The following is a 25,905-nucleotide window of genomic DNA, read 5'->3' as shown; positions in this document are numbered from 1 at the left end:
AGATGCGCGCCACTTTTCCGCCTAGATCGCGGTAAGCCCCGATCAGCAGCAATATCTGACCAAATGTGGACATGGAACGGTTAAATGCTGTGATCGTCGCAGTTAGCGGACCGTTCCAAAGCGGGCCGCGTACAATCACGGGCGTGAAGCTGAAGCTTGATCTCCATGACATCTACAACAAGGGCGGCGAGATCGACCGGGCGCTGCGCGGCATCATCCAGGAGGCGGTGCAGAAGAAGGCCACCGAGGTCGAGATCATCCCCGGCAAGGGGTCCGGCCAGCTCAAGAAGAAGGTGCTGCGCTTCCTCGACCAGAAGGAGGTCAAGGCCCTCTACCACCGCATCGACAAGGACGCCAAGAACCACGGCCGCCTGTTCGTCTACTTCCGCTGGAAGTGATGCAAAGGGTGACGACCCCCGCAAAAGCGTATAAGACCGATGAAATAGGCTGACCTCGGTCATGATCGGGTAGCGGAAGGGGATACCGTGCCGGAGAACGTCCAGGACGTCGAGGAGAGCGGGGCCGCCTGTGCGGCCGACCGTCTGGAGGAGGCCATCGGGCGCGCGTCCGGCGCGGCGTCCGGCACGCGGGCCTCGCGGGAGGGATACGCCGAGGTCACCTCCGAAGCCGAGCTGCGCGCGCTGCTCGGCGAGGTGATGCCCCGGGCGGTCACCAAGGAGCGCACGGCGCTGCACGAGCTCGACCGGGAGTGGCTCGCGGCCTCCCCGTTCTGCCTGATCGCCACGGCGGACGCGGACGGCGCCTGCGACGTCTCGCCGAAGGGCGACCCGCCCGGGTTCACGCTCGTCCTGGACGACACCACGATCGCCATCCCCGAGCGCCCGGGCAACCGCCGGGCCGACGGCTTCCTCAACATCCTGGCCAACCCGCACGTCGGCCTGATCTACCTCGTGCCCGGCCGCAACGAGACGCTGCGCATCAACGGCCGCGCCCGCCTGCTGCGCGAGGCCCCGTTCTTCGACCAGATGGTCGTCAAGGGACACCGGCCGCAACTGGCCCTCGTCGTGGAGATCGAGCAGATCTTCTTCCACTGCGCCAAGGCGTTCATGCGCTCGTCGCTCTGGAAGCCCGCCACCTGGGACCCGGGCGTCCTGCCGCCGCACGCGCAGATCGTCAAGGCCATCCAGCCGACCGAGGAGAGTCTCGCGGAGCTGGAGCGGTACTACGGCGCCCAGTACGCCGAGCGCCTCTACCGGAGCTGAACGCCTCTCCTCAGCTGTCGCCCCCGCTCCGAGCGTCACCTCGCCGTGGACGCCGCCCCCGCCGGCGCCGCACATCTCGGGGAGCGGCGGGCAGAGATGGAGGAAGCGGTCGGCCATGCGCAGAGCCGGGTCCAAGCGCCGCCCGAGCGGGGCGGCGCCGCGAGGCCGAAGGCGTTCAGGCGTTCGATCGCTTCCTCATCTTCGATGATAACTCCGCCCGAAAGCGCAGGTCACGGCCGTGCACGCGGTGCGCGGGCCGGGCGGGAGCGGCGTCCGGCGCCGTCCGGGGGTGGCACGAGGGGGCCGTCCGGGTCCACCATCGTGCAGGCACGGCAGCGCCGGGAGGAGAACGACATGGTGCAGACCACTGACGGCACGGAGGTGTTCCGCGCGGCCCGCGACTTCCTGCTCGCCCACCGCGAGGACTACGCCACCGCCTACGAGAAGTTCGAATGGCCGGCGCCGTCCCGGTTCAACTGGGCGCTCGACTGGTTCGACGTCATCGCCCGGGACAACGACGACCCCGCGCTGTGGATCGTCGAGGAGGACGGCTCCGAGCGCAGGCTGTCCTTCGCCGACATGTCCCGCCGCTCCTCGCAGGTGGCCGGGTGGCTGCGCGCCCAGGGCGTGCGCCGCGGCGACCGATTGGTGCTCATGCTCGGCAACCAGGTCGAGCTGTGGGAGACGATCCTGGCGACGATGAAGCTGGGGGCGGTCCTGATCCCCACGGCGCCGCTGCTCGGCCCCGCCGACCTGCGCGACCGCGTCGAGCGCGGCGGCGCGCGGCACGTGGTCGCGGGCGCGGCGGACGCCGCCAAGTTCGACGGCGTGCCCGGCGCCTACACCCGCGTGGCCGTCGGCGGGCCGGTGCCCGGCTGGCTGGACTACGCCGCCGCCTACGACCACGACCCCGCCTTCGAGCCGGACGGGCCCACCGCGGCCGACGACCCGCTGTTGCTGTACTTCACCTCGGGGACCACGGCCCGGCCCAAGCTCGTGGAGCACACCCACGCCTCCTACCCGGTCGGCCACCTGTCCACGATGTACTGGATCGGGCTGCGGCCAGGGGACGTGCACCTGAACATCTCCTCGCCGGGGTGGGCCAAGCACGCCTGGAGCAACGTTTTCGCGCCCTGGAACGCGCAGGCGTGCGTGTTCGTGTTCAACTACACCCGCTTCGACGCGGCACGGCTGCTGCGCGAGATCGACCGCTGCGGGGTCACCGCCTTCTGCGCGCCCCCCACGGTCTGGCGGATGCTCATCCAGTCCGACCTGTCGTGCCTGCGCACCCCGCCGCGCGAGGCGGTCAGCGCGGGCGAGCCGCTCAACCCCGAGGTGATCGACCAGGTGCGCGCCGCCTGGGGGCTGACCATCCGCGACGGCTACGGGCAGACCGAGACCACCGTCCAGGTGGCCAACACGCCCGGGCAGCAGCTCAAGCCGGGCGCGATGGGACGTCCCGCGCCCGGGTACCGGGTGGTCCTGGTGGACCCGATCACCGGCGAGCCGGCCGAGGAGGGCGAGATCTGCCTGGACCTGGCCCGCCGCCCGCTCGGGCTGACCGCCGGCTACCACGGCGACGACGGGCGCACGGCCGAGGCCATGTCCGGCGGTTACTACCACACCGGCGACATCGGAGCCCGGGACGCCGAGGGCTACATCACCTTCATCGGCCGCACCGACGATGTGTTCAAGGCCTCGGACTACCGCATCTCGCCGTTCGAGCTGGAGAGCGTGCTGATCGAGCACGAGGCCGTCGCCGAGGCCGCCGTCGTCCCGTCCCCCGACCCGGTGCGGCTGGCGGTGCCCAAGGCCTACGTGGTCCTGGCGGCCGGGTGGGACCCGACGGCCGCGACCGCGGCGGCCATCTTCGCGCACTGCCGGGCCCACCTCGCGCCGTTCAAGCGGGTGCGGCGGCTGGAGTTCGGCGAGCTGCCCAAGACCATCTCGGGAAAGATCCGGCGGGTGGAGCTGCGCGACGGCGAACGGGACAAGCACGCCGCCGCCGACGACCGCCCCGCCGGGGAGTACCGCGACACCGATTTCCCCGCCGAACCGTCCCGGTAGCCTTCCCCGCACCGCCGGCGGCGCGCCTGGCAGGCGCGGGACCTCGGCAGGGCGGCCCGCCGGTCCGCGGGCCGGCGTGCTAGGACTCGGCCTCGGCGACGCCGGGGGCGCGGATCAGGTCGACGTCCTCAGGGTCGGCGGCGACCCCGTTCTCGGCCGCGACCTGCGCCAGCAGCAGCTCGCCGCTGCGCGCGACGTGGGCGCGCATCGCCGCGGCCGCCGCGGCGGCGTCGCCGGCCTCCACCGCGGCCAGGATCGGCTCGTGCTCGGCGGCGATGTCCACCAGCGAGCGCGAGCGCTCGACGGTGGAGGCGCCCAGCGTCATCGTCGCGTCGCGCAGGTTGCCGACGATGCCGACGAGCCTGCGGTTGGCGCCGGCGTTCAGCAGCAGGTCGTGGAAGGCGCGGTCGTGGCGCATGAAACGCGGCTCGTCGTCCTGCTCGGCGGCGGCGCGCATCAGCGCCAGCTCGCCACGCATGCCCTCGACGACCTCGGGACCGGCACGGCGGGCGGCGACGCGCGCCGCCGGGACCTCCAGCAGCAGCCGGAGCTGGAACACCTCGGCGATCTCCTTGGGGTCGCGCCGCAGCACGCGAAAGCCCCGGCTGCGCTCGAAGCGGACCATGCCCGCCTCGGCCAGGCGCAGCATGGCCTCGCGCACGGGCGTGCGGGAGACGTTGAGCTGCGCGGCGAGCTGGTACACCGAGTACAGCTCGCCGGGACGGAGCTCGCCGGAGTGGATCGCCTCACGGACGGCCGCGATCACCTGCTCCGTGAGGCTGGACGCGCCGCCGACCGTTCGCACCGAGGGGGGACCTTTCCGCTGTGGTTCGACTCCTGGGGGACTCTACCGCTGAATGACCGGAACACCCCTTGCCGTCCCGAATGTTGACATGCAGCATGCTACGTACCGGATTCCGGGGCTGGGGCGTCCTGTGCTCGCACCGGTCACCGGCCGTCCCTCCCCGCCGTGCCGGGTGACCGGCGCATCTTCCCGCCGTGCCAGGTGACCCGCTCATCCTTCCCGGCCCGGGGACTCCGCGTGTCCGCCGGGTGAACATCGTCCGACTCGGCGGCGCGTATTCTTGACTGATTCAAGAAAATAGGCCAGTCTTTTGCGGTGGCCACGACCTCGGAATACCAGCGGATGCTGCGCGGCGCGGCGATGCGCGTCACCCGTCCACGGGTGGCGGTGCTGAGCGCGGTGTACGCGCATCCGCACGCCGACACCGACTCGATCATCCGCGCCGTGCGCCGTGACCTCCCCGAGGTGTCCCACCAGGCCGTGTACGACTCGCTGCACGCGCTGACGGCCGCGGGCCTGGTGCGCCGCATCCAGCCGTCCGGCTCGGTGGCCCGCTACGAGTCGCGCGTCGGTGACAACCACCACCACGTCGTGTGCCGCTCGTGCGGCGTCGTCGCCGACGTCGACTGCGCGGTCGGCGAGGCGCCGTGCCTGACCGCCTCCGACGACCACGCGTTCTCGATAGACGAGGCCGAGGTCACCTACTGGGGCCTGTGCCACGACTGTTCCACCGCCCGCAGTTCCTGAGCACCCTGATATTCGCCTAGTCCCTAAGGATCTCCATGTCCGAGAACCATGATGCAATCGTCACCGACGCCAAGGCGGAGGGCGGAGGTGGCTGCCCGGTCGCGCACGAGCGCGCCCCGCACCCGACCCAGGGCGGCGGAAACCGCCAGTGGTGGCCGGAGCGGCTGAATGTGAAGATCCTCGCCAAGAACCCCGCCGTGGCCAACCCCTTCGGTGATGAGTTCGACTACGCCGAGGCGTTCAAGTCCCTGGACCTCCCGGCCGTGAAGCAGGACATCGCCCAGGTGCTGACCACCTCGCAGGACTGGTGGCCGGCCGACTACGGCCACTACGGCCCGTTCATGGTGCGCATGGCGTGGCACAGCGCGGGCACCTACCGCATCAGCGACGGCCGCGGCGGCGCCGGCGCCGGGCAGCAGCGCTTCGCCCCGCTCAACAGCTGGCCTGACAACGGCAACCTCGACAAGGCCCGCCGCCTGCTGTGGCCGGTGAAGAAGAAGTACGGCAAGGCGCTCTCGTGGGCCGACCTGCTGATCCTGGCCGGCAACGTCGCCCTTGAGTCGATGGGCTTCACGACCTTCGGCTACGCCGGCGGCCGCGAGGACGTCTGGGAGCCCGAGGAGGACGTGTACTGGGGCCCCGAGTCCACCTGGCTGGACGACCAGCGCTACACCGGCGACCGCGAGCTCGAGAGCCCGCTCGGCGCGGTGCAGATGGGCCTGATCTACGTCAACCCCGAGGGCCCGAACGGCAACCCCGACCCGCTGGCCTCGGCCCGCGACATCCGTGAGACCTTCCGCCGGATGGCGATGAACGACGAGGAGACCGTCGCCCTCATCGCGGGCGGCCACACCTTCGGCAAGACCCACGGCGCCGGCCCCGCCGACCACGTCGGCCCCGACCCCGAGGCCGCTCCCATGGAGAACCAGGGCTTCGGCTGGAAGAACTCCTTCGGCACCGGCAAGGGCGGCGACGCGATCACCAGCGGCCTCGAGGGTGCGTGGACCAACACCCCGATCACCTGGGACAACAGCTTCTTCGAGATCCTGTTCGGCTACGAGTGGGAGCTGAGCAAGAGCCCCGCCGGCGCCCACCAGTGGAAGCCGAAGGACGGCGCCGGGGCCGGCACCGTGCCCGACGCCCACGACCCGCTGAAGACGCACGCCCCGACGATGCTCACCACCGACCTCGCGCTGCGCGTCGACCCGATCTACGAGCAGATCTCGCGGCGGTTCCTGCAGAACCCCGGCGAGTTCGCCGACGCCTTCGCCCGCGCGTGGTTCAAGCTGACCCACCGCGACATGGGCCCGGTCGTGCGCTACCTCGGCCCCGAGGTCCCCTCGGAGACGCTGCTCTGGCAGGACCCGCTGCCCCCGGTGACCCACGAGCTCGTCGACGCCGAGGACATCGCCTACCTCAAGAGCCGCGTCCTGGACTCCGGCCTGCCGGTGTCGCAGCTGGTGTCCACCGCCTGGGCGTCGGCCTCCTCCTTCCGCGGCAGCGACAAGCGCGGCGGCGCCAACGGCGCGCGCATCCGCCTCGAGCCGCAGAACGGCTGGGAGGTCAACGACCCCGACCAGCTCGCGACGGTGCTGCGCACCCTGGAGGGCGTGCAGGAGTCCTTCAACGCCGCCCAGACCGGCGGCAAGCGCATCTCGCTCGCCGACCTCATCGTGCTGGCCGGCGCCGCCGCCGTCGAGAAGGCCGCCAAGGACGCCGGCTTCGCCGTCGAGGTGCCCTTCACGCCGGGCCGCGTGGACGCCTCGCAGGAGCAGACCGACGTCGAGTCGTTCGCCGCGCTCGAGCCGTCCGCCGACGGCTTCCGCAACTACCTCGGCAAGGGCAACCGGCTGCCGGCCGAGTACCTGCTGCTCGACCGGGCCAACCTGCTGACCCTCAGCGCCCCCGAGATGACCGTCCTGGTCGGCGGCCTGCGCGTCCTGGGCGCGAACTACCAGCAGTCGCCGCTCGGCGTCTTCACCCGGACCCCCGGCACCCTGACCAACGACTTCTTCGTCAACCTGCTCGACCTGGGCACGACGTGGAAGGCGACCGCCGAGGACGCCGGCACCTTCGAGGGCCGCGACGACGCCACCGGCCAGGTCAAGTGGATCGGCAGCCGCGCCGACCTGGTGTTCGGGTCCAACTCCGAGCTGCGCGCGCTCGCCGAGGTCTACGCCTGCGACGACGCGAAGGAGAAGTTCGTCAAGGACTTCGTCGCCGCGTGGGTCAAGGTGTCCAACCTCGACCGGTTCGACCTCGTCTGATCGCGACGTGCGGGCCGGCCGGGCTCCGGCCGGCCCGCACGCGTTTCCTCCGGGCGATCTGTACGGCGGACGCCGCCGGCGTGGCACAGTAGGCGGGAAGATCGTTCGGGTGAGCAGGTGAGGAGGGCGCGATGGACGCCGCGCGCCGGCCGGTCCGCATCGCCAACGCCTCGGGGTTCTACGGGGACAGGCACACGGCCTTCGCCGAGATGGTGACCGGCGGCGAGGTGGACGTCGTCACCGGCGACTACCTGGCCGAGGTGACGATGCTCGTCCTGGCCAAGGGGCGGGCCCGCGACCCCGAGGCCGGCTACGCGGCGAGCTTTCCTGCGCAGCTCGCCCCCGTCCTCGGCGCGGTCCTCGACCGGGGGACCAAGGTGGTCGTGAACGCGGGCGGGCTGAACCCGCGCGGGCTGGCCGCCCGTCTCACCGCCCTGGCGGACGCCGCCGGTCTGTCGCCGCGCGTCGCCTGCGTCACCGGGGACGACCTGCTGGACCGGCTCGGCGAGCTGCAGGCCGCCGGCCATCCGCTGGCGCACGCCGAGCGCGGCACCCCGCTCGCCGGGTCGGGGCTCACGCCGCTCACCGCCAACGCCTACCTCGGCGGATGGGGCATCGCCCGCGCGCTCTCGGCGGGCGCCGACATCGTCGTCTGCGGCCGGGTCAGCGACGCCGCGCTCACCGCCGGACCGGCGGCGTGGTGGCACGGCTGGGCCCGCGACGACTGGGACCGCCTCGCCGGGGCCGTCGCCGCCGGGCACGTCATCGAGTGCGGGGCGCAGGCCACCGGCGGCAACTACTCCTCCTTCCTGGAGCTCCCCGGCCTCACCCGTCTCGGCTTCCCGATCGCCGAGGTGGCGGCCGACGGCGGCGCGGTCATCACCAAGCACCCGGGCACCGGGGGAGCGGTGACGGTCGGCACGGTCACCGCGCAGCTCGTCTACGAGATCCAGGACACCCGGTACCTGAACCCGGACGTGACCACGCTCCTGGACACCGTGACGCTGAGGCAGGCCGGCCCGGACCGCGTCGAGATCAGCGGGACGCGCGGCGCGCCCCCGTCGCCCTTCGCCAAGGTCGCGATCACCGCGCTCGGCGGCTACGAGAACGAGATCACCCTCGTGCTGACCGGCCGCCACATCGAGGAGAAGGCCGCGCTCGCCGAGCGCGCGGTGCGGGAGGGGCTGGGCGAGGGGTGCTCGGCCGACTTCCAGCGCGTCGGCACGGCCGCGCCGGACGCCGCCGACCAGAACGCCGCCTCGTGCCTGCTGCGCGTCGCGGTCAAGGGACCGCAGGAGAAGGCCGTCGGACGGGCGTTCTCCGGCCTGGTCGTCGGGCTCGCACTCGGCAGCTATCCCGGGTTCTACGCCACAGGGACGCCCCAGGGAGCGCGCAGCTACGGCACGTACTGGCCGGCGACCGTCCCGATCAGCGAGGTCGACCACCGCGTCGTCCTGCCCGACGGCACCGTCGAGCCCGTCCCCTGGCCCCCCACCGCCGACCCCGCCCTGACCGGCCCCGCCCTGACCGGCCCCGCCCTGACCGGCCCCGCCCTGACCGGCCCGGCTGTGCGCCGACCGGCCGCGAGCGGACCGGCCGTGACGCCGGGGGACGCGGGCGACTCCCCGGTGCGGGTGCCGCTGGGCGAGGTGGCCGACGCGCGGTCCGGCGACAAGGGCGGGAACGCCAACCTCGGCCTGTGGGCGCGCGACGAGGAGTCCTACGCCTGGATGCGGCGCGCGCTCACCGTCGACCGGCTGCGCGAACTGCTCCCCGAGGCCGCCGGCCTGCCGATCGACCGCCACGAGCTGCCCAACCTGCGGGCGCTGAACTTCGTGGTGCACGGCCTGCTGGGCGAGGGGGCGACGGCGACCAGCCGCTTCGACGCCCAGGCCAAGGCACTCGGGGAGTTCGTCCTGTCCCGCCTGGTCGAGGTCCCGCCGTCCGCCGTCCTCGCCGCCAGGGCCGCGAGGACGTCCGCCCCCTGACCGGAACGTCCGCCCCTGATCGCGGGGCGTCCGTCCCTGACCACAGATGCCCCGCCCTTGACCACAGAGACGTCCGCCCCTGTCCGCGAGGGCGTCCGTCCCTTGGCCGCGATCGCGGAAGCGCCGCGATCGCGTGCGCCGGCCGCGGTGGCGGGTCAGCCGGACCCGTGAGGGGCGGCTCGCCACGGGTAGAGGGGGAGACGGACGAACACCGCTCCGACGTCGAAGGCGCCCTCCCAGTCGGTGGGCTCCTCCCCGCGCAGGTACCTGGCGGCGAGGCCGTCGAGCGGCGCGCCGGTCGAGGGGCCCGGCTGAGGGAAGGCGGCCAGCGCCTCGCGCAGGTCTCCCGCCGACTCCACGACCGCGGCGAACCGGAGCGGGTGGTGGTCGCGGCGGACGGCCGCGCTGTAGCACAGGTCGCTCAGCGGCGGGGCGTCGTCGCCTTCGAGCAGGTCGAGGTAGGCGCGGGCCAGCCGGGCCAGCGCCTCCTGGCTGAGGGCGGACATGGTGAACAGGTGGTGGCGCCGCGACGCGGGGGAGCGGCGGGGCGGCGCGGCCGGTGCCCGGCCGAGCACGACGTGCACGTTCACCGCCGACAACCCCGTGCCGCTCACCCTGGCGACGGCCCCCTCGGGCAGGTCGTGTGGCGCGGGCGACGCGGGAACGGCCGGCCGGTGCCACGGGACGGGCGTCCCTGGGCCGTCGGAAGCGGGCGTCGGCGGCGCCATGCCGTACTCCAGGTCCAGGTCCTGCCGCGGCTCCTGCTCCAGGCGCAGGACGGTGCTCATCAGCCCGGCCATGCCGGAGTCCGCCCGTACGTACCCCGGGCCGTCTTCGGCTCCGTCCGCTCCCGCGAGCGGCGGCCGTTCGCGGCGGTCGACGGCCGTGGGGTCGGCTCCGGCGTCCTGGTACGCCCAGCGGAGCGCGTCGATCATGCCGGACGCGGCCGGCCTGAGCACGGGCCCGTCCGTCGCGCCGTCGCTGGAGACCGCCGTGCCGAGGATGACGCCGCGGATCGCGTCGCCGTCCGCGAGGGCGCGGTCGAGCCTCTTGAGCACGACGACCCGGACGCCGTCCCCCTGGCGGCGTCCGCGCGCCGGCACGCGGGCGAACCCGCGGCGGGCGTCCTGGACCGTCAGCGCGTCCCAGGGACCTGAGGCGCCGTCGTCGGCGAGCGGTCGCAGGTCGACCCCGCCCGCGAGCGCCAGGCCGGTATCGCCGGTGCGCAGGCTCTGGCAGGCCAGGTGGACGGCGGTCAGCGAGGACGTGCAGGCGGTGTCCAGGGTCACGCTCGGCCCGCACAGTCCGAAGGTGGCCGACAACCGCCGGGAGAGCGTGCCGCGGTGGTCGCGCGGGGTGAGCGTCCTGAGGGGGGCACGGGACGGGCGGGAGGGACGTTCGGGCTCGTCCATGTGCGCGTTTCCGATGAAGACGGCCGTGCGGCCGCCCACGACGCGGCTCGGGCGAAGGCCGGCGTCCTCCAGCGCCTCCCACGCGGTCATCATCAGCAGGCGCTGGCGCGGGTCCAGGCCCGCCGCCTGGTCGGCGTCCATGCCGAAGAGCACCGCGTCGAAGCCGTGCATGTCCGGCACAGGCCCCTCCGCGTGCGGGAGGAGGCCGTCCGCGTCCGGAGAGAGCCTCTGCGCGTGGGGGAGGAGCCCGTCGGCGTGCGACAGGAGCCCCTCCGCGTCCGGGAGCCATCCCCGCGCGTCCCGCAGCCGCCCCCTCCTGCCGGGCCTGCGCCTCCTCGCCTCCGCGTACACGCTGTCCGCGCGCGCGAAAGGCCCCCCCACGCCGAGATGGGTGCGGCCCCTGCCGACGGGGGGCGCGTGCGTGTCGAGGTACAGCCGGTCGGGCATTGGCGCGTTCCTGGAGGAGGGGCCGGGGGGCTCGACGGCGGTGGCCAGGGCGTCTTCGAGCGGCCCTCCCAGGTCGCCGGGGCCGGACGGGCCGGGGGGCCGGAACCCCATTCCGATGATGGCGATGGGGTCGTTCATCGGCGCCCCCCCTCACCGGCCGGGGCGCGGTGCGGTGTGCGGCGGATGCCGGCCGCCAACGGCCGGGGGCCCGCGAAGTACGCGGCGGAGTATGTCATGAGTCACTCTCATGTGCGACGGCCGGAATTAAATAATTGAATACCGGAACAGTGCGCGCGAAGTGCCGAGTACGCGGCCGGTCGCCCGGCGTATGGTGATTCCCCGTGCGCAGGAAGCCCCATTCCCTGCCCCTAATCCCGTCGAAACTCTAAGATGCGCCCGCCGGATACGTCAAGACGGCCATCACGGTACACTTGTATCAACGCCGGAATATCCGTGGTGATATCCCGATGAATATTCATGTTCGCGGCGGGCGCCACGGCTCGTCCCGCGGATCCGGCGCGGGCGCCACGGCGATCCTCGCGGACCCGGTGCGAGCGCCACGGTGATGCCCGCGGACCTGGTGGGGGTGCCGCCGTGGTTCTCGGGCGCGGCCTGTCGCGGCATCGCCGTGCGCCTCCCCATGCGAGGTACGCGCCCGGCGGAGCGTACGGGCGTCCGGGAATGCCGGGCGGGCCGGTCGCGTTCCTCCACCGGCCGCCGGCGCCGCCGGCGCCGTTAGGGTTTGCAACGAGTTATGAAATCGGCCATTCCCTGCGACACGGTCACGGCGTTTTGGGCCCCGGTTCACGTGGAGCCGTCCGGGGTCGTCCCCGTGCCCGCCGCGGCCCGGGCGGCCGATTAGCTCCCCGTTCCCACCTGCGTCGCAAAGGTTTCGCTCCGCGGTATCGAAGCGTTTCGCGAGCGCGGCCGGCGCGCCCGCCTCCGGGCGCCGGGCGATCGGCGCGCCCGGCCGGCCGCCGTCAACGGTCAGGAGCAGGCGGGCGGGGGCGGTGAGCCGCAGAACCTCTCTCCCCATCGGCGCAGCTCCTCCACCGACGGGCGCAGGCCCTCGCCCGCCGGGGTGAGCTGGTAGGACACCTCGACCGGCGGGCCGGTCTCGACGTGCCGTTCGACCAGGCCGACCTCGGCGAGCTCGACCAGCCGGCGCGACAGCATGGGACCGCCGATGCCCGAAATGCCCCGTTCGAGCTCGCTGAAGCGGGCGGGACCGCCGAGCAGCGCTCCGATGATCAGGCCGTTCCACCGCTTGCCCAGCAGCGCGAAGACGTGGAACAGATGATCGCAGACCACGTGGTCCGCCCCGTCCGCATCCATGTCCGGAGTCTAACCCCTTGTGGGTTCCAAATCTGAAGCAGATACTCTTCCTGCACTTCATCCGATCTTCGAACTCCCAGAGCTGGAGCCGTTCCCATGAACATCGCCGTGATCGTCCTCACCATCCTGCTCGCGGCGACCTTCGCCGCCTCCGGCGTGGCCAAGCTGGCCGGAGCGGCGGCGATGCGGGAGAGCGCGCAGCACCTCGGCATCGACTACCCCAAGTACCGCCTGATCGGAGTGCCCGAGGTCGCCGGCGCCGCCGGTCTGGTCATCGGCCTGTGGGTCGTGCCGCTGGGCATCGCCGCCGCCGTGGGCCTGGCTCTGCTCATGGCGGGCGCGGTGGTCGTCCACGTGCGGACGGGCGACAAGTTCGACAAGACCGCGCCCGCCGCGGTCCTCTGCCTGCTGTCGGTCGTGCTCGCCGTCCTGCTGCCGATGGCGGCCTAGCGGCCTGGTCTCCCGGCCGGCGCCTGTCGCCCCGGCCGGCCGGGAGAGCCCGCCGCCGGTCAGAGCTTGCGGTAGGTCCTCGCCTCCTGTGCCGCGGCCAGGACGTCCGCGAGCGGGGCGCCGGTGGCGGCCAGGACGGCGGCGGAGATGGCCCCCTCGACGAACGGCACGTCCGCGATGACCACCGAGCCGGGTTCCTCGAACAGGCGGGCGGTGAGCACCGAGCTGCCGAGGTCGGGGATCAGCACCACGCCGGCTCCCTGGTCGACCTCCTCGACGGCCGCGGCGATCTTGTCGGCGCTGGTGCCGCAGCCGCCCTCGTCGGTTCCTCCGGCCGGCGCGACGCGCGCGTGCGCGCCCGCGATCTGCCGCACAAGCGCCGCCGCCTCCCTGGCCAGGGCGTCGCTGTGCGAGACCAGGACGATGCCGACCCGCCGTTCGGGGATGCTCATCGGTCAGCCGCCCGCCGCCGCGCGCAGGGCGGCGAACAGCAGGACCGTGGAGGCGGCGCCCGGGTCCTCGTGGCCGATGCTCCGCTCACCCAGGTAGCTGGCCCGCCCCTTGCGCGCCATCAGGGGGACGGTCGCCACGGCCCCCTCCCGAGCCGCGGCGAGCGCGGCGTCGAACACCTCCCGCGCTCCGCGGCCGGCGCGCACGGCGCCGGAGAGGGCACGGGTGGCGGGCGCCAGGGCGTCGACCATGGTCTTGTCGCCCTCCTGCGCGCCGCCGAGCTTGCGCACCCCGGCCAGCCCCGCCTCGAACGCGGCGGCGAGATCGGCGAGCGTCACCGTGACCTCCTCCTCGGGGTCCTCGGGTGCCTCGGGCCGGTACCCGGCGCCCGGCGGTGACGACCACCCCGCCGGGCCGTGACCCGCCGGCTCGCCCGGCCCTTCGCGCCGCGCGGCGGTGAGGACGGCGCCCATCCGCCGGAAGACGGTGCCGTACAGCGGGCCGGAGGCGCCGCCGACCTTGCGGATGAGGGTCGTGCCGGTCAGGGTGAGAACGGCTCCGGGGGTGCCGGGGAACGCGGCGGACAGCGCCTCGCGGACGGCGGTGAAGCCGCGGTCCAGGTTGGTCCCGTGGTCGGCGTCGCCGATCGCGGCGTCGAGCCGCGTCAGGCGGTCACGGCCGGCGGCGACGGCACGAGCCGTCTCCTCGACCCAGGCGGTGAAGAACCGGGCGTCCATGGGTCAGCGGCCCCAGCGCAGGGACGGGGTCTGCACCGGAGCGTCCCACAACTGGGTCAGTTGGTCGGTCAGCAGGCACACGGTGACCGAGAAGCCCTGCATGTCCAGGCTGGTGACGTAGTTGCCGACCAGGCTGCGCGCCGGAACGGCCCCCTTCTCGCGCAGGTAGGCGGCGACCTCGGCGAACACGACGTACAGCTCCACGAGCGGGGTGCCGCCCATGCCGTTGACCATCACCAGGACCTCTCCGGACAATGGCAGGTCGTCGTGGACTGCGTCCATGGCGACGCGGGTGAGTTCGCGCGCCGGGGCAGCGGGCGCGCGCGTCCTGCCCGGTTCGCCGTGGATGCCGATGCCCAGCTCCACCTCGGCGTCCCCCAGGTCGAAGGTCGGCCCGCCCGCCGCCGGGACGGTGCAGGACGACAGCGCGACGCCGAACGACCGGCTGCGCGCGTTCACCCGCCCGCCGAGCTTCGCCACCTCGCCCAGCGGGGCCCCGGTCTCGGCGAGCGCCCCGGTCATCTTCTCGACGAAGACGGTGGCGCCCGTGCCGCGGCGCCCGGCGGTGTAGAGGGAGTCCTTGACGGCGACGTCGTCGTTGACCAGGACGGTGCCGACCTCGACGCCCTCCTCCGCGCACACCTCGGCGGCCATCTCGAAGTTCATCACGTCGCCGGTGTAGTTCTTGACGATGTGCAGCACCCCCGCACCGCCGTCCACGCCGTGCGAGGCCTCGATGACCTGGTCGGGGACGGGGGAGGTGAAGATCTCTCCCGGGCACGCGGCGTCCAGCATGCCGTGGCCGACGAAGCCCGCGTGCAGCGGCTCGTGGCCCGAGCCGCCGCCCGAGACCAGCCCCACCTTGCCCGGCGTGGGCGCCGCCCGGCGGTACACGACCTTGTGCGCCAGGTCGACCCGCAGGTCGGGGTGGGCCGCGGCCATCCCGGCGAGCGCGTCGGTGACGACGGAGTCGGTGCTGTTGATGAGCTTCTTCATGACCCGGCCTTCGACTCGCGTTGGTGGTCTTTCGGCAAATCTCTCCCCGTTCGCGGCATCCGGCAAGCGCCGGGCGATCCGGCGCGGACCGCGCCGCGGGTGATGACGCGGAGCGGCCGGAGGGAGGAGTATCGGTTCCTACGGTCACGAGCGGGAGGCAAGGATGTCGGTGTTGAGCAGTCTCGTCGAGGGGATCCGGACCGGGGCCATCGAGGTGGTCGACCTCACCGCTCCACTGAGCTCCGACACCCCGGTCCTCATGCTGCCCGAGCCGTTCGCCAACACCGCCCCCTTCCGGCTCACCGAGATCAGCCGGTACGACGACCGCGGCCCCGCCTGGTACTGGAACGACATCGTGACCGGCGAGCACGTCGGCACGCACTTCGACGCCCCGATCCACTGGGTCACCGGCCGCGAGGGCGAGGACGTCGCGCAGGTGCCGCCGCCGAGCCTGATCGGCCCCGCCGTCGTCCTGGACTTCGCCGCCCACGCCGCGGCCGACCACGACTTCCTGCTCCAGATCGAGCACGTCAAAGAGTGGGAGAAGGCCAACGGGGCGCTGCCCGACGGCGGCTGGCTGCTCTACCGCACCGGCTGGGACTCCCGCGCGGGCGACCAGGCGGAGTTCCTCAACGCCGACGAGACCGGCTCGCACACCCCGGGCATCTCGGCGCAGTGCGCGCGTTGGCTGGCCGAGGAGACCCCGATCCGCGGCATCGGCGTGGAGACCGTCGGCACCGACGCCGGGGCCGGGCACTCCTTCGAACCGGCCTTCCCCTGCCACTCGTTCATGCTCGGCGCCGGGAAGTACGGGCTGACCCAGCTCCGCAACCTCGACCGGCTCCCGGTCACCGGATCGGTCGTCCTGGCCCCGCCGCTGCCCATCGTCGGCGGCTCGGGCAGCCCCGTGCGCGTCCTGGCGCTCGTCGAGCGATGACCGTCGCTCGCGCCGTCGGCCGCGCCCTCGCGGAGCTCGGCGTCCGCACCGCCTTCGGGCTGGTCGGCAGCGGCAACTTCCACCTGGTCAACGCGCTGGCCGAGCACGGCGTGCGGTTCGTCGCCGCCCGCCACGAGGGCGGCGCGGCCACCATGGCCGACGCCTACGCCCGCATGAGCGGCACCGTCGGTGTCCTCAGCGTGCACCAGGGGCCGGGGCTGACCAACGCGATGACCGGCATCACCGAGGCGGCCAAGAGCCGAACCCCGCTGCTCGTCCTGGCCGCCGAGGCGCTCGAACCCCGCTCCAACTTCCACATCGACCAGAGCGCCCTGGCCGCCGCCGTCGGAGCCGTGCCCGCGCGGGTGGAGTCGGCCGCCACCGCCGTCGCCGACACTGCGCGGGCCTTCCGCCTGGCCGCCGACCGGCGCGCGACCGTCCTGCTGAACCTTCCGCTCGGCCTGCAGAACGCGCGGGTGGACGACGTGGAGACTCCCGCCGGGAACGGCGTCACGGTCCCGCGTCACGGCGCGGGCGAGCACGGCGCGGGCGAGCACGGCGCGCGGCCCTCGCCCGAGGCGGCCGCCGAGCTGGCCAAGGTGCTCGCCGGGGCCCGCCGTCCCGTCTTCGTCGCCGGACGCGGGGCGAGGCGGGCTCGGCGCGAGCTGGAACGGCTGGCCGAACGCACCGGCGCGCTGCTCGCCACCTCGGCCGTGGCCCGCGGCCTGTTCGTCGGGAACCCGTGGAGCCTGGACGTCAGCGGCGGGTTCGCCTCGCCGCTCGCCGCCGAGCTGATCCGCGACTCCGACGTGGTCGTCGGCTGGGGGTGCGGGCTGAACATGTGGACCACGCGGCACGGCGCGCTCATCGGGCCCTCCGCGACCGTCGTCCAGGTCGACCTCGACCACGACGCCATCGGCGCGCACCGCCCGGTCGCCCTCGGCGTCGCCGGCGACGTGGCCGCCACCGCCCGCGCGGTCGCCGAGGCCCTCGGGCCCCGCCCCCGCGGTGAGGGCCCGGGCTCGCGCGCACGCGGAGAGACGCCGGGTTCGGGGTCCGGCGGCGGGGCCGTGGATTCGCGGGCCGGCGGCGAGGGGTGGCGCACCCCTGCCCTGGCCGAGCGGATCGCCCGCGAGGTCGCCTGGCGGGACGTCCCGTACCCCGACGGCTCGGGCGGCGGCCGCATCGACCCGCGCACGCTGTCGATCGCCCTTGACGACCTGCTGCCCGCCGGGCGGCTCGTCTCCGTCGACTCCGGCAACTTCATGGGCTACCCGTCGATGTACCTGTCGGTGCCCGACGAGAACGCCTTCTGCTTCACCCAGGCGTTCCAGTCGGTCGGGCTGGGCCTCGCGACGGCGGTGGGCGCCGCGCTGGCCCGTCCCGACCTGCTTCCCGTCGCGGCGCTCGGCGACGGCGGCGCGCTGATGGGCGTCGCCGAGCTGGAGACCGTCGTCCGGCTGGGCCTGCCCATGGTGGTCGTGGTGTACGACGACGAGGCCTACGGCGCCGAGGTCCACCACTTCGGCCCGCAGGGGCACGCCCTGGACCGGGTGCGGTTCCCGCCGTGCGACATCGCCGCCGTCGCCCGCGGGTACGGCTGGGACACGGTGACCGTGCGGGAGCCCGCAGGCCTGGCCGGGGTGTCGCGCTGGCTGGACGGCCAGCGCGACCGCCCGCTGCTCGTCCACGCCAAGATCACCGCCGACCGTGGCTCGTGGTGGCTGGAGGAGGCCTTCCGCGGCCACTGACCCGGCCCCGGACGGCTTGCGCCCGCGCCGGCCGGGCGTCGGCCGGGCGCCGGGCGGGCGCCGCCGTCCCGCCGGCACCGCAGGTTACCCGTCCGTAGGTTACGGTGCAGGCATGGCTGAGATCGTGTACCCCCTGGTGATCACGACCGCGCGCGGGCTGTTCAAGGCGCTCGACGTGCGCATCGACGTGAGAGGGGCCGAGCACGTCCCGGCGAGCGGGGGAGCGGTCCTGGTGAGCAACCACATCAGCTACCTCGACTTCCTCTTCGTCGGCTACGGCGCCCTGCCCGCCGGGCGGCTCACCCGGTTCATGGCCAAGAAGGAGGTCTTCGCCCATCCCGTCTCCGGTCCGCTGATGCGCGCGATGCGCCACATCCCGGTCGACCGCTCGGCGGGCGCGGGGGCCTACGGCCAGGCCGTCGCGCGCCTGCGGGCGGGGGAGGTCGTCGGCGTCTTCGCCGAGGCCACCATCAGCCGCTCCTTCACCGTCGAGCAGATCAAGAACGGCGCCGTGCGCATGGCGGCCGAGGCCGAGGTGCCGCTGATCCCGGTCACTCTGTGGGGCACGCAGCGCATGTGGACCAAGGGCCGGCCGAAGCGCCTCACCCAGCGGCACATCCCGGTCACCATCGACATCGGCGAGCCGCTGTACCCCAAGCCCGGCCAGGACACCGAGGAGTTGACGGCCGCCCTGCGGGCCACGATGGAGCGGCGGCTCGACGGCGTGCAGCGGGCCTACCCCGGCGTCGCGGACGCCGCCGGCGCGTGGTGGCAGCCCGCCCACCTCGGCGGCGCGGCCCCGACCCCCGAGCAGGCCGCCGCCCTGGACGCCGCCGAGCGCGAGTCCCGTCGCCGGCGCTGACCGCGGACGCCGAGCGAGTCCTGTCGCGGACGCCGGCCACGGGGCTCCCGTACGACGAGGGCGTGACGCGCGGGCCGCGAAACTCCGCGCGACGGCGTCAGCCGCCGGTGGCGGGAGCGGCGGCCAGGGCCTCCTCGACGGTCGGGTAGACGGGGATGCGGGCGGCCAGGCCGGTGATCCACAGCACGCGCGCCGCGCTGCGCTGGACCGCGGCCAGCGCCAGCCATCCGTCCGCCTCCACCGACCGCTTCCAGCAGTTGACGAGCAGGCCGGTGGACCGCGAGTCGAGCAGGTCCAGGTCGAGCAGGTCGATGACCAGGTCGGGCCCGCACCGGGTGAACGCCTGGTCGAGGAAGTCCTCGAAGGTCAGCCGGACGGTGTAGTCCAGGGTGCCCTTGAGCGTCACCAGTCCGACGGCGCCGCGGCGTTCGGCCGCGAACTGGGCGGCATCGGTGGAGACGTGCAGATCGGACATCAGGTGCTCTCCTGGACGTTCGGCGTCACGTGCGCGACGAGGATGCAGGTGTCGTCGCTGGTGTTGCTGGGCACCAGAGCCTCCATGACGGCGGACAGGCGGTCCGGGGGCCCGGAGCGCATCACCTCGGCGATGGTCGCCGCCAAGATGTCCAACCCCTCATAGAGGTCACGACCGGGCCTCTCGATCAGACCGTCGGTGTACATCACCAGAAGGTCGTCGGGTTCCAGTCGTATGCCGGCGTGAGTATAACCGGCGTCGTCGAAGACCCCGAGGAGCACTCCGGGATGCAGCACCCGGTGCACGGTGCTCCCGCGCACCAGCAGCATCGGCGGGTGGCCGGCGTGGGTGAAGGTCAGCGTGCGGTCGCGCCGGTCGAACCGGCCGACCACGGCGGTGGCCAGCACGTCAGGGCGCACCGCGCGCAGCAGGCGGTTCAGCGCCCCGAGGATGCGGTCGGGGTCGTGGTCGGCGAACGCCAGCCCGGTGATCGCGTGCCGCAGCTTCGCCATCGCCGACGCGGCCGGCAGCCCGCTCCCGGCGACGTCGCCGACGGCCAGCAGCGCCTGGTCGCCGCTCAGCGGCATCGCCTGGTACCAGTCGCCGCCGAGCAGAGCCGTCTGGGCGGCGTCGTAGCGCACGCCGACCCGCAGTCCCGGCAGGTGGATCAGGCTCTCCTGCACCGGCATGATGATGTGCTGTAGCTCTGCGGTGAGCCGCAGTTCCTCTTCCAGCCGCCGCCGGGTCTGGGCCAGCTGGTCGTGCGCGTACCGCCATTCGGTGACGTCCTGAGCCACGCCGTGGACCTCGACGGCCTGCCCCGAGCCGTCCCGGCCGGCCTCGCCCACGATGCGCAGGTGGCGCAGCGCGTCGCCGACGTACACGCGGATCTCGAACTCGTGGGGGCCCGCGGCGTTGGTGATGGTGGCCAGCGCGTGGTGGAGCACCGGCTGGTCCTCGGCGTGCGTGATGGCCGCGTAGCCGCGCAGGTCGAGCGGCCCGTCGTCCGGGTCGCGGCCGTGGATGGCGTACATCTGGTGCGACCACTCGATGTCGCCGGTCTCCATGTTCCAGTAGCCCCATCCGAGGTGCCCGAGGCGCTCGGTGTGGGCGAGGCGGGCGAACAGCCGCTGCTCGTCGTCGTCCCGCACCCATGAGGCCAGCAGCCCTCCGGCGACGCGCGTCGCATTCACCGTGAAGCTGGACCGGTGCGGCACGCCCTCGACGGTGTCCACGTGCACGTACCGGGCGATCTCCTCCGGGCCGCCGGTCTCCATCGCCCGCAGGTAGCCCTCCCACAGCGGGCTGCCGGCGACGGCCGGATAGGAGGCGACCGTGCGCAGGCCGACGAGCTCCTTGCCGACGCGCCCGTACACGTCCTTGGCCTGCGGGGCGGCCGCGCGGATCTCGAAGTCGACGATCGCCCCCGCCTGGTCGCGGATCGGGGTGTACCAGGCGGTCTGGGAGGGGACGCCGTTCAGCACGGCCTGGATCAAGGCGTCCGAGCCGGTACGCGATCCCACGCCGTCCGAGCCGGTACGCGGTCCTTGGCCGTCCGAGCCGGTGTGCGGTCCGGCGCCGTCCAGGCCGGTGTGCGGTCCTACGCCGTCCGGCCCCGTGTGTGGTCCCGCGCCGTCCAGGCCGGTGATCGGGCCGGTGTGCCGCGCTCCGGCGCCGTCGGAGCCGGTGTGCGGCGGTCCCGCGCCGTCCGACGAGGTGGTCACGGGGGTGAATCGCCGCCCGCGCTCGCCGCCGTCCGTCCCCATCAGCCACCTTCCCCAGGGCACGCGCCGCCCGGCGGCCGTGGAGCCCGCCTCGGCAGGACGGCGCTCCAGGACGCGGAACGGCTACCCAGTGACTTTACCAACGCCCTGCCCACTCTCCGAAGCCCGCGACTCGAGACACCCGCCGGCACTTCATCCGGGTGTAACGCGGCTTCGCGGGCGTCGGCCGGAGCCTGCGGCGCTCACGATGCGTTTCGGGTGAAGGGTCGCTGGCCGCCTTCACGGGGGCAGGGTGTCGCGCCAGGGCACGGGGGTGCGGGCCCAGCCTAACGCGCGGAACGCGGTGGCGGGCGACCCCCGGACGCGAGCTCCGCCGGACGCGGCGGCGTCCGGCGGAGCGGTCGGGGCGGAGAGGTGGTCCGGCGGTCGGGCGTCGGGGCCTGCCGGATCCGGTGCGGCGGGTCAGACGAAGTTCACGTCACTGCAGATGAAGTACGCCTGGTCCATGTGCGAGGCCTGCCAGATGGTGTAGACGACCGCGCGACCGCGGTGCCCGGAGGTGCTGACGTTGATCGAGTAGTTCTGGCTCTGGCCGTACCTGCCGGTGGTGGTCACCAGGTCCAGGTTGTTCCATCCGAGTTGCTGCGTGCTCGGGTCGAAGCCCTGCTTGGTGATGTAGACCTTGAAGTAGTCGGCGCCGTGGCTCGCCTGGTCGTACAGCTTGATGGTGAAGGTGTTGGAGATGTTGGTGGTCTTCCACGCGCCCACGGCGTCCATCGAGTTGTACCGGCCGCCTTCGGTGTGGCCGCCGCTGCACAGCTGCCCGTTGGGGATCACGGCCTGGAAGTTGCCGGCGGCGCCGTTGCGGTAGAGCCCGTTCCAGTTCCACATGGCGTTGGGGTTGGCCTGCCAGGCCTGCCAGCACATGGGGTCCTGCTGCGCCATGGCGGGGTTCTGGAAGTCGTTGCCCCAGCGTTGCCAGCAGCCGTAGTTGCGGGAGGCGGGGTCGATGACCGACCCGTGTGCGGAGGCGGTGTCGAACCAGGGGACCAGGGCGAGGACGGCCACGGTCAGCAGGGCGAGGGCACGGATCGTCCAGCGAGGGTGCCGCGCCAGGTCAGGACGTTGCATCGTTGCGTTCTCCGTCTTCCGGTGGGGGGTTCCGGTGGGTGGGAGCGCTCCCATATGTTAAGGGGATATTACCTGACAGGCTCGAGTAATGAAACATTACGCCACAGAGTTGAAAGTTTCAGTAGCCGCGACATATCGCATTCATACGACGCGGTGGACTTTCCGCAGCTCATGGGGCCTGCTTCCCGCCGCCGACGCGGGCCGGGGCGCCACCGCCGCCGGGCCGGTGAAGATCGTCGGTTGTTTTCGGTAGCTGTCATGATGATCCCGGCATGCGGGGATACGGGGAAATTGTCGCGCCGCGTGCCTCCACGAACCTCCACCGGAACTCCGAAGGGGACGGAAGTGTCTTCCACCAACGCGCCACACCGCCCGGCGGCCCGCTTACGACTCCGGTCGCTGACCGGCTCACGACTCCTGCCCGGCGCCCGGCCGCGCGCCCGCTCTCTGGCGGGCGCCGCCGCCCTCGCCCTGGCCGCGACCGGTGTCGCGGCCTTCCTGCCGACCGCTCCCGCCTCCGCCGCCCGCGTGGAGGTGACCTGCGCCGCGGCCGGCCAGGACGCCGCGGTCATGCAGGCCGCGATCGACGGCTCCCACGACGGCGACGAGGTCGTCTTCAAGGGCCCGTGCCTGATCAACGCGACCATCACCCTCCTGGACCGCCGCACCTACCGCGGCGACGGCAAGGCCGGCACGGTCATCAAGCAGGCCGACGGCGCGAACCTGCCCGCCATGCTCGCCTCGGAGTCCTGGGTGAACGACGCCGAGTACAGCTCCGACACCGTGCGCGTCGAGCGGCTCACCCTCGACGGGAACCGGGACAACAACACCGGGACCGTCGGTCTCATGCTGCGGTCGTGGAACGCCAGGATCTACGACGTGGACGTCTACGGCGCGCCCTCCGACGGCATCCGCATCAGCAACCCCTCCAAGAACGGAACCCTGCTGCAGAACACGATGGTGAACAGCATCATCAGCGACGCCGACATCGAAGGGTCGGGCGGCGCGGGCCTGCGGGTGGTGGACCCCGGCAACTCCGTCACCGACTGGACCTTCCAGCGCTCCTGGATCGGCTTCAGCGGCGCGAGCGCCATCGAGTCCGACAACGCGGCCGGGTGGACCTTCAGCGACCTGCATCTTTACGCCACCCCCAAGCACGCGATCGACGCCCACCGCTGCTTCGGCACCTCGATCCAGAACAACTACATCGAGGACTTCGGCGCCGAGGGGACGGCCGGCCAGACCTACTACGGCATCCGCTGCGACCTGCAGGGCGAGGCCGCGACGACCGTCACCGGCAATCGCGTCCACCGCTTCCTGCCGCCGCCGGACGTGCTGGCCACCTACGGCAAGGCGCGCAAGCTCGGCATCGGGCCCTTCCCCCGCGCCCGCCGGCTCACCGGCGCGCCGCCCCGGGACGCCAAGTACGTCTACCTCGCGCTCGACGAGGTCAACTACGGCACCGGGCACGCCGCGGTGACCGGCAACACCATCCTCGGCCAGGGCGTCAAGCGCGAGACCGGCATGCTGTTCAAGAAGGGCCAGGGCGAGGGCATGTCCGTCGTCACCAGCGGAAACCTGGTCGACAACATCGACGACCCACGCGTCACCGGCCCCGGCGTACGTCTGTCGCACGGGTACTGACCGGCCCATCGACGCCGGCCCTCCCGGCCCGCGCCGGGAGGGTCAGGAGCGGCGCCGGCCCTCGCGGCGGGCCGGCCGGGGCGTGCTCGTCAGCTCGAGGCGGCGCCGCGCTCCTCGTCCGCGGCGTCGGTCCTCAGCACCGACGCCGGCAGGCCGAAGGATTGCGCCAGCCCGTCGAAGCCCTCGTCGGTGACCTTCACCACGCGCTCGCCGTCGCGGGGCCGGACGATCCAGCCCAGCTCGAACAGCCGGTGGGTGATGGCTCCGGCGAGGGAGCCCGCCACATGGTGGCGCCGCTCGCTCCAGTCGACGCACGCCCTGATCGCCGGCCGGCGGCCCTTCAGCGACGGCCGGCAGTCGATGTCCAGCGGGCGCAGGTCCTGCCAGACGGGGACGTCGAGTTCCAGCCCGTCCCCGGTGCGCCTGACCAGCCCCCGGCTCTGCAGCACGTCGGCGATGGCGACGCCGAGCCGGCCCGCGACGTGGTCGTAGCAGGTGCGCGCGCGCCGCAGGTTGTCCAGGTGGAAGGAGGAGCGCAGCGACCTCGGCGGGTGGATCGGCGCCAGCACCGCCAGCGCCTCCAGGGCGGTCGCGACCTCAGGGCCGGCCAGCCGGTAGTAGGCGTGGCGGCCGCAGCGCTCGACGCTGACGATGCCGTGCTCGACCAGCCGGGCCAGGTGCTCGCTCGCGGTCGGGCGCGACACCCCCGACAGGGCGGCCAGCTCGCTGGCCGGCATGGCGCGGTCGGCCACCAGCGCCTTGACCATGGTGGCCCGGGTGCGGTCTCCCAGCAGCCCGGCCACCGCGGCGATGTCGGGACCGGCGTCGATCCTGTTCTCAACCGTCCTGGTCATGTCTCCTCGTTCCCGCTGCGAAGCGCACGACCCCTGGCCGTCACTCGATTATGCGCCTCCGCCCTCGCCGCGGTCCTCCGGCAGGATCTGCACGCAGTCCTCGGGCAGCCCGGAGCCGGCCTGGCGCGGGACGAACCGCGTCGCGAGCCGCTCCTCGGCGCAGCATCGTTCGAGGTAGGTCACGACGCTCTTCCACTGCTCACTGCCCGGGGAGGCGTGCACCGGCTCGTTGTCCGGGCCGATGACGGCCGGGCGGAAGCCGACCGCCACTGGGCCGTCGTTCGCCGAGACCCTGACCACCGCGACGCCGGTGAGCCGGGAGTCCTCGTGGAAGGGGAGCAGCGGGTAGCCCTCCTTGGGCTGGATGCGGTACTCCCCGAACCGGCGGCTCAGCGCGAGCTCGTCCTCGGGGCCGGTGGCGCTCAGGTATCCGTCCTTGGCCAGCCGCTCCCGCAGCCGGGGCAGGTCGAACAGGTAGTGTCCCAGGCCGTAGAAGATGGGCTTGCCGCGGTAGAACTCGACGCCGCGCAGCATGTGGTGGTGGTGGCCGAGCACGATGTCGGCGCCGGCGTCCACCGCGACGCGGGCGCAGCGCCGTTCGTGGTCGGTGAGCACGTACGGCCGGGTGAAGTCGCCCCAGTGGAAGCTGGCCACCACGACGTCCGCGCGCTCCCGCGCCGCCCGCAGGTCCTCGCGCAACGCCGTGAGGTCCTGCGCCAGGGTCTCGGTGGTGACGCGGGGGATCAGGCCGGGCTGCCACTCGTTCGGCTCCCACGGCGTGTACCTGGTGTGCGCGCGCAGCGGCGCGAGCCCGGGCACCGCCGCCTTGGCCTCGTAGCCGTAGGGGAAGACCGAGGCGTAGGCGACGAAGGCGACGCGCAGGCCGCCGCGGTTGACCACGACCGGCCGGCGGGCCGCCGCGATGTCGGCTCCCGCCCCGACCGGCGAGACGCCGAGTTCCGCAAGAGTTGCGCAGGTGTTCAGCAGCGCGCCGTACCCGCCGTCCACACTGTGGTTGTTCGCCAGCGACACCACGTCGAACCCCGCCTCGGCCAGCGGGCGGGCGTTGACGGCCGGCGCCACGACCGGCGAGCCCGAGCTCGGCGCACGCTCCCAGACGTCGCTGAACGCGCCCTCGCAGTTGCCGAATAGCACGTCGCCGCCGCGCAGGAACTCTTTGGCGGAGTGGAACGCGGTCGACGGGTCGTCGCGGTCGATGAAAACGTCCCCGACGGCGAAAATCGAGGCCTCTGTGGTCATCGTCGGCTCCTGACAATCGATTATGGATGACGTGCCGATGTGGCGGCGTGGCCGGCGCCGCCGCGGATCCACGATGCACAATAACGAGCGGTTGATTCGGTCACGGCCGAAACGTTCTCGCACGCGGCCGGCACATTGGACGTCCCCGTTGTTTTCGGCGCTCATCATTCGCTGCTTTCGGTACGGCTGAACCGTATTTGACGCCCGCCTTGTCCGGACTGTGCCATCAATAGTTAGGCCGATACCTAACGGTCGGCTTGCTAAGCTTCGCGGCGTCCTTCGATATACCGCGATCCGGGCATATCGGGCGCGGTTTCGAGAACCGGATTCTCACTCGTGAGGG

22 protein-coding genes are annotated in these 25,905 nt (G+C 73.0%); 11 read left to right on the top strand and 11 right to left on the bottom strand.

Translation table 11 applies throughout. The annotated features are described in order from the left end of the window. The first annotated feature begins 143 nt into the window (after nt 1–143). From ACFQSB_RS16125 to ACFQSB_RS16115, 3 genes are all read left to right on the top strand, one after another. The gene (locus ACFQSB_RS16125; protein ID WP_354846233.1) at nt 144–398 is read left to right on the top strand and encodes a Smr/MutS family protein; all 255 of its coding nucleotides are present in this window, start codon (nt 144–146) and stop codon (nt 396–398) included. 258 nt (nt 399–656) lie between these two features. Further along, nucleotides 657–1,223: a pyridoxamine 5'-phosphate oxidase family protein gene (locus ACFQSB_RS16120; RefSeq protein WP_380827435.1), complete on the top strand. Its 567-nt coding sequence runs from the start codon at nt 657–659 to the stop codon at nt 1,221–1,223. A gap of 354 nt (nt 1,224–1,577) precedes the next feature. Further along, nucleotides 1,578–3,290 (top strand): AMP-binding protein, encoded by a 1,713-nt coding sequence (locus ACFQSB_RS16115; protein ID WP_380827308.1) that lies wholly within the window; start codon nt 1,578–1,580, stop codon nt 3,288–3,290. A 79-nt stretch (nt 3,291–3,369) separates the two neighbouring features. Here the strand turns inward: ACFQSB_RS16115 and ACFQSB_RS16110 are convergent, their stop codons facing one another. Continuing rightward, nucleotides 3,370–4,095: a GntR family transcriptional regulator gene (locus ACFQSB_RS16110; RefSeq protein WP_380827307.1), complete on the bottom strand. Its 726-nt coding sequence runs from the start codon at nt 4,093–4,095 to the stop codon at nt 3,370–3,372. Between the two features lie 342 nt (nt 4,096–4,437). Here ACFQSB_RS16110 and ACFQSB_RS16105 point away from each other — a divergent pair, with 342 nt between their 5' ends. From ACFQSB_RS16105 to ACFQSB_RS16095, 3 genes are all read left to right on the top strand, one after another. Next, nucleotides 4,438–4,842, top strand: a complete 405-nt coding sequence (locus ACFQSB_RS16105) for a Fur family transcriptional regulator (RefSeq protein WP_354846515.1) — start codon at nt 4,438–4,440, stop codon at nt 4,840–4,842. 35 nt (nt 4,843–4,877) lie between these two features. Continuing rightward, nucleotides 4,878–7,109 carry a catalase/peroxidase HPI gene (gene katG, locus ACFQSB_RS16100; protein WP_380827306.1) on the top strand — a complete coding sequence of 744 codons (2,232 nt, stop codon included), beginning with the start codon at nt 4,878–4,880 and terminating at the stop codon, nt 7,107–7,109. Between the two features lie 131 nt (nt 7,110–7,240). Further along, nucleotides 7,241–9,097: an acyclic terpene utilization AtuA family protein gene (locus tag ACFQSB_RS16095; protein ID WP_380827304.1), complete on the top strand. Its 1,857-nt coding sequence runs from the start codon at nt 7,241–7,243 to the stop codon at nt 9,095–9,097. A 155-nt stretch (nt 9,098–9,252) separates the two neighbouring features. On the opposite strand, the gene ACFQSB_RS16090 is transcribed toward ACFQSB_RS16095, so the two are convergent. Both ACFQSB_RS16090 and ACFQSB_RS16085 read right to left on the bottom strand, forming a co-directional pair. Beyond that, entirely contained in the window at nt 9,253–11,094 is a 1,842-nt protein-coding gene (locus tag ACFQSB_RS16090; protein ID WP_380827302.1) for a beta-ketoacyl synthase N-terminal-like domain-containing protein, read from the bottom strand. Nucleotides 11,095–11,943: 849 nt separating this feature from the next. After that, complete coding sequence (locus ACFQSB_RS16085; protein ID WP_380827301.1) at nt 11,944–12,291, bottom strand: winged helix-turn-helix transcriptional regulator; 348 nt, start codon at nt 12,289–12,291, stop codon at nt 11,944–11,946. Nucleotides 12,292–12,387: 96 nt separating this feature from the next. On the opposite strand from ACFQSB_RS16085, the gene ACFQSB_RS16080 reads away from it, so the two are divergent. Beyond that, complete coding sequence (locus ACFQSB_RS16080; protein ID WP_354846252.1) at nt 12,388–12,741, top strand: DoxX family protein; 354 nt, start codon at nt 12,388–12,390, stop codon at nt 12,739–12,741. A gap of 59 nt (nt 12,742–12,800) precedes the next feature. Here ACFQSB_RS16080 and dhaM read toward each other — a convergent pair whose 3' ends face one another. From dhaM to dhaK, 3 genes are read right to left on the bottom strand one after another with little or no spacing between them, the layout of a single operon-like run. Next, nucleotides 12,801–13,193, bottom strand: coding sequence for a dihydroxyacetone kinase phosphoryl donor subunit DhaM (dhaM, locus tag ACFQSB_RS16075; RefSeq protein WP_354846254.1), 393 nt, complete (start codon nt 13,191–13,193; stop codon nt 12,801–12,803). A gap of 3 nt (nt 13,194–13,196) precedes the next feature. Beyond that, on the bottom strand, nt 13,197–13,928 hold the full coding sequence (locus ACFQSB_RS16070) for a DAK2 domain-containing protein (protein ID WP_380827300.1): 732 nt from the start codon (nt 13,926–13,928) through the stop codon (nt 13,197–13,199). A 3-nt stretch (nt 13,929–13,931) separates the two neighbouring features. Further along, nucleotides 13,932–14,924, bottom strand: a complete 993-nt coding sequence (gene dhaK, locus ACFQSB_RS16065) for a dihydroxyacetone kinase subunit DhaK (RefSeq protein WP_380827299.1) — start codon at nt 14,922–14,924, stop codon at nt 13,932–13,934. A gap of 163 nt (nt 14,925–15,087) precedes the next feature. Here dhaK and ACFQSB_RS16060 point away from each other — a divergent pair, with 163 nt between their 5' ends. From ACFQSB_RS16060 to ACFQSB_RS16050, 3 genes are all read left to right on the top strand, one after another. After that, complete coding sequence (locus tag ACFQSB_RS16060; protein ID WP_380827298.1) at nt 15,088–15,861, top strand: cyclase family protein; 774 nt, start codon at nt 15,088–15,090, stop codon at nt 15,859–15,861. Next, a complete protein-coding gene (locus ACFQSB_RS16055; RefSeq protein ID WP_380827296.1) occupies nt 15,858–17,612 on the top strand; it encodes a thiamine pyrophosphate-binding protein in 1,755 nt (584 codons plus the stop codon). The genes ACFQSB_RS16060 and ACFQSB_RS16055 overlap by 4 nt, the downstream gene beginning before the upstream one ends. A 112-nt stretch (nt 17,613–17,724) precedes the next feature. Beyond that, a complete protein-coding gene (locus ACFQSB_RS16050; RefSeq protein WP_380827294.1) occupies nt 17,725–18,474 on the top strand; it encodes a lysophospholipid acyltransferase family protein in 750 nt (249 codons plus the stop codon). Between the two features lie 97 nt (nt 18,475–18,571). Here the strand turns inward: ACFQSB_RS16050 and ACFQSB_RS16045 are convergent, their stop codons facing one another. From ACFQSB_RS16045 to ACFQSB_RS16035, 3 genes are all read right to left on the bottom strand, one after another. Further along, complete coding sequence (locus ACFQSB_RS16045; RefSeq protein WP_380827293.1) at nt 18,572–18,949, bottom strand: anti-sigma factor antagonist; 378 nt, start codon at nt 18,947–18,949, stop codon at nt 18,572–18,574. Next, nucleotides 18,949–20,715, bottom strand: a complete 1,767-nt coding sequence (locus tag ACFQSB_RS16040; RefSeq protein ID WP_380827291.1) for a PP2C family protein-serine/threonine phosphatase — start codon at nt 20,713–20,715, stop codon at nt 18,949–18,951. Before ACFQSB_RS16040 ends, ACFQSB_RS16045 begins: the two co-directional genes overlap by 1 nt. A gap of 420 nt (nt 20,716–21,135) precedes the next feature. After that, the gene (locus tag ACFQSB_RS16035) at nt 21,136–21,804 is read right to left on the bottom strand and encodes a lytic polysaccharide monooxygenase auxiliary activity family 9 protein (protein WP_380827290.1); all 669 of its coding nucleotides are present in this window, start codon (nt 21,802–21,804) and stop codon (nt 21,136–21,138) included. 345 nt (nt 21,805–22,149) lie between these two features. Here ACFQSB_RS16035 and ACFQSB_RS16030 point away from each other — a divergent pair, with 345 nt between their 5' ends. Next, on the top strand, nt 22,150–23,448 hold the full coding sequence (locus ACFQSB_RS16030; protein WP_380827288.1) for a right-handed parallel beta-helix repeat-containing protein: 1,299 nt from the start codon (nt 22,150–22,152) through the stop codon (nt 23,446–23,448). Between the two features lie 89 nt (nt 23,449–23,537). On the opposite strand, the gene ACFQSB_RS16025 is transcribed toward ACFQSB_RS16030, so the two are convergent. Both ACFQSB_RS16025 and ACFQSB_RS16020 read right to left on the bottom strand, forming a co-directional pair. Beyond that, the gene (locus ACFQSB_RS16025) at nt 23,538–24,302 is read right to left on the bottom strand and encodes an ArsR/SmtB family transcription factor (protein ID WP_380827286.1); all 765 of its coding nucleotides are present in this window, start codon (nt 24,300–24,302) and stop codon (nt 23,538–23,540) included. 48 nt (nt 24,303–24,350) lie between these two features. Then, the gene (locus ACFQSB_RS16020; RefSeq protein WP_380827285.1) at nt 24,351–25,562 is read right to left on the bottom strand and encodes a CapA family protein; all 1,212 of its coding nucleotides are present in this window, start codon (nt 25,560–25,562) and stop codon (nt 24,351–24,353) included. Nucleotides 25,563–25,905: the final 343 nt, after the last annotated feature.

It is taken from the genome of Sphaerisporangium rhizosphaerae (genome assembly GCF_042665155.1).
In the GTDB taxonomy this organism is placed as follows: domain Bacteria; phylum Actinomycetota; class Actinomycetes; order Streptosporangiales; family Streptosporangiaceae; genus Sphaerisporangium; species Sphaerisporangium rhizosphaerae.
This window is presented reverse-complemented; position numbering and strand designations above follow the sequence as displayed.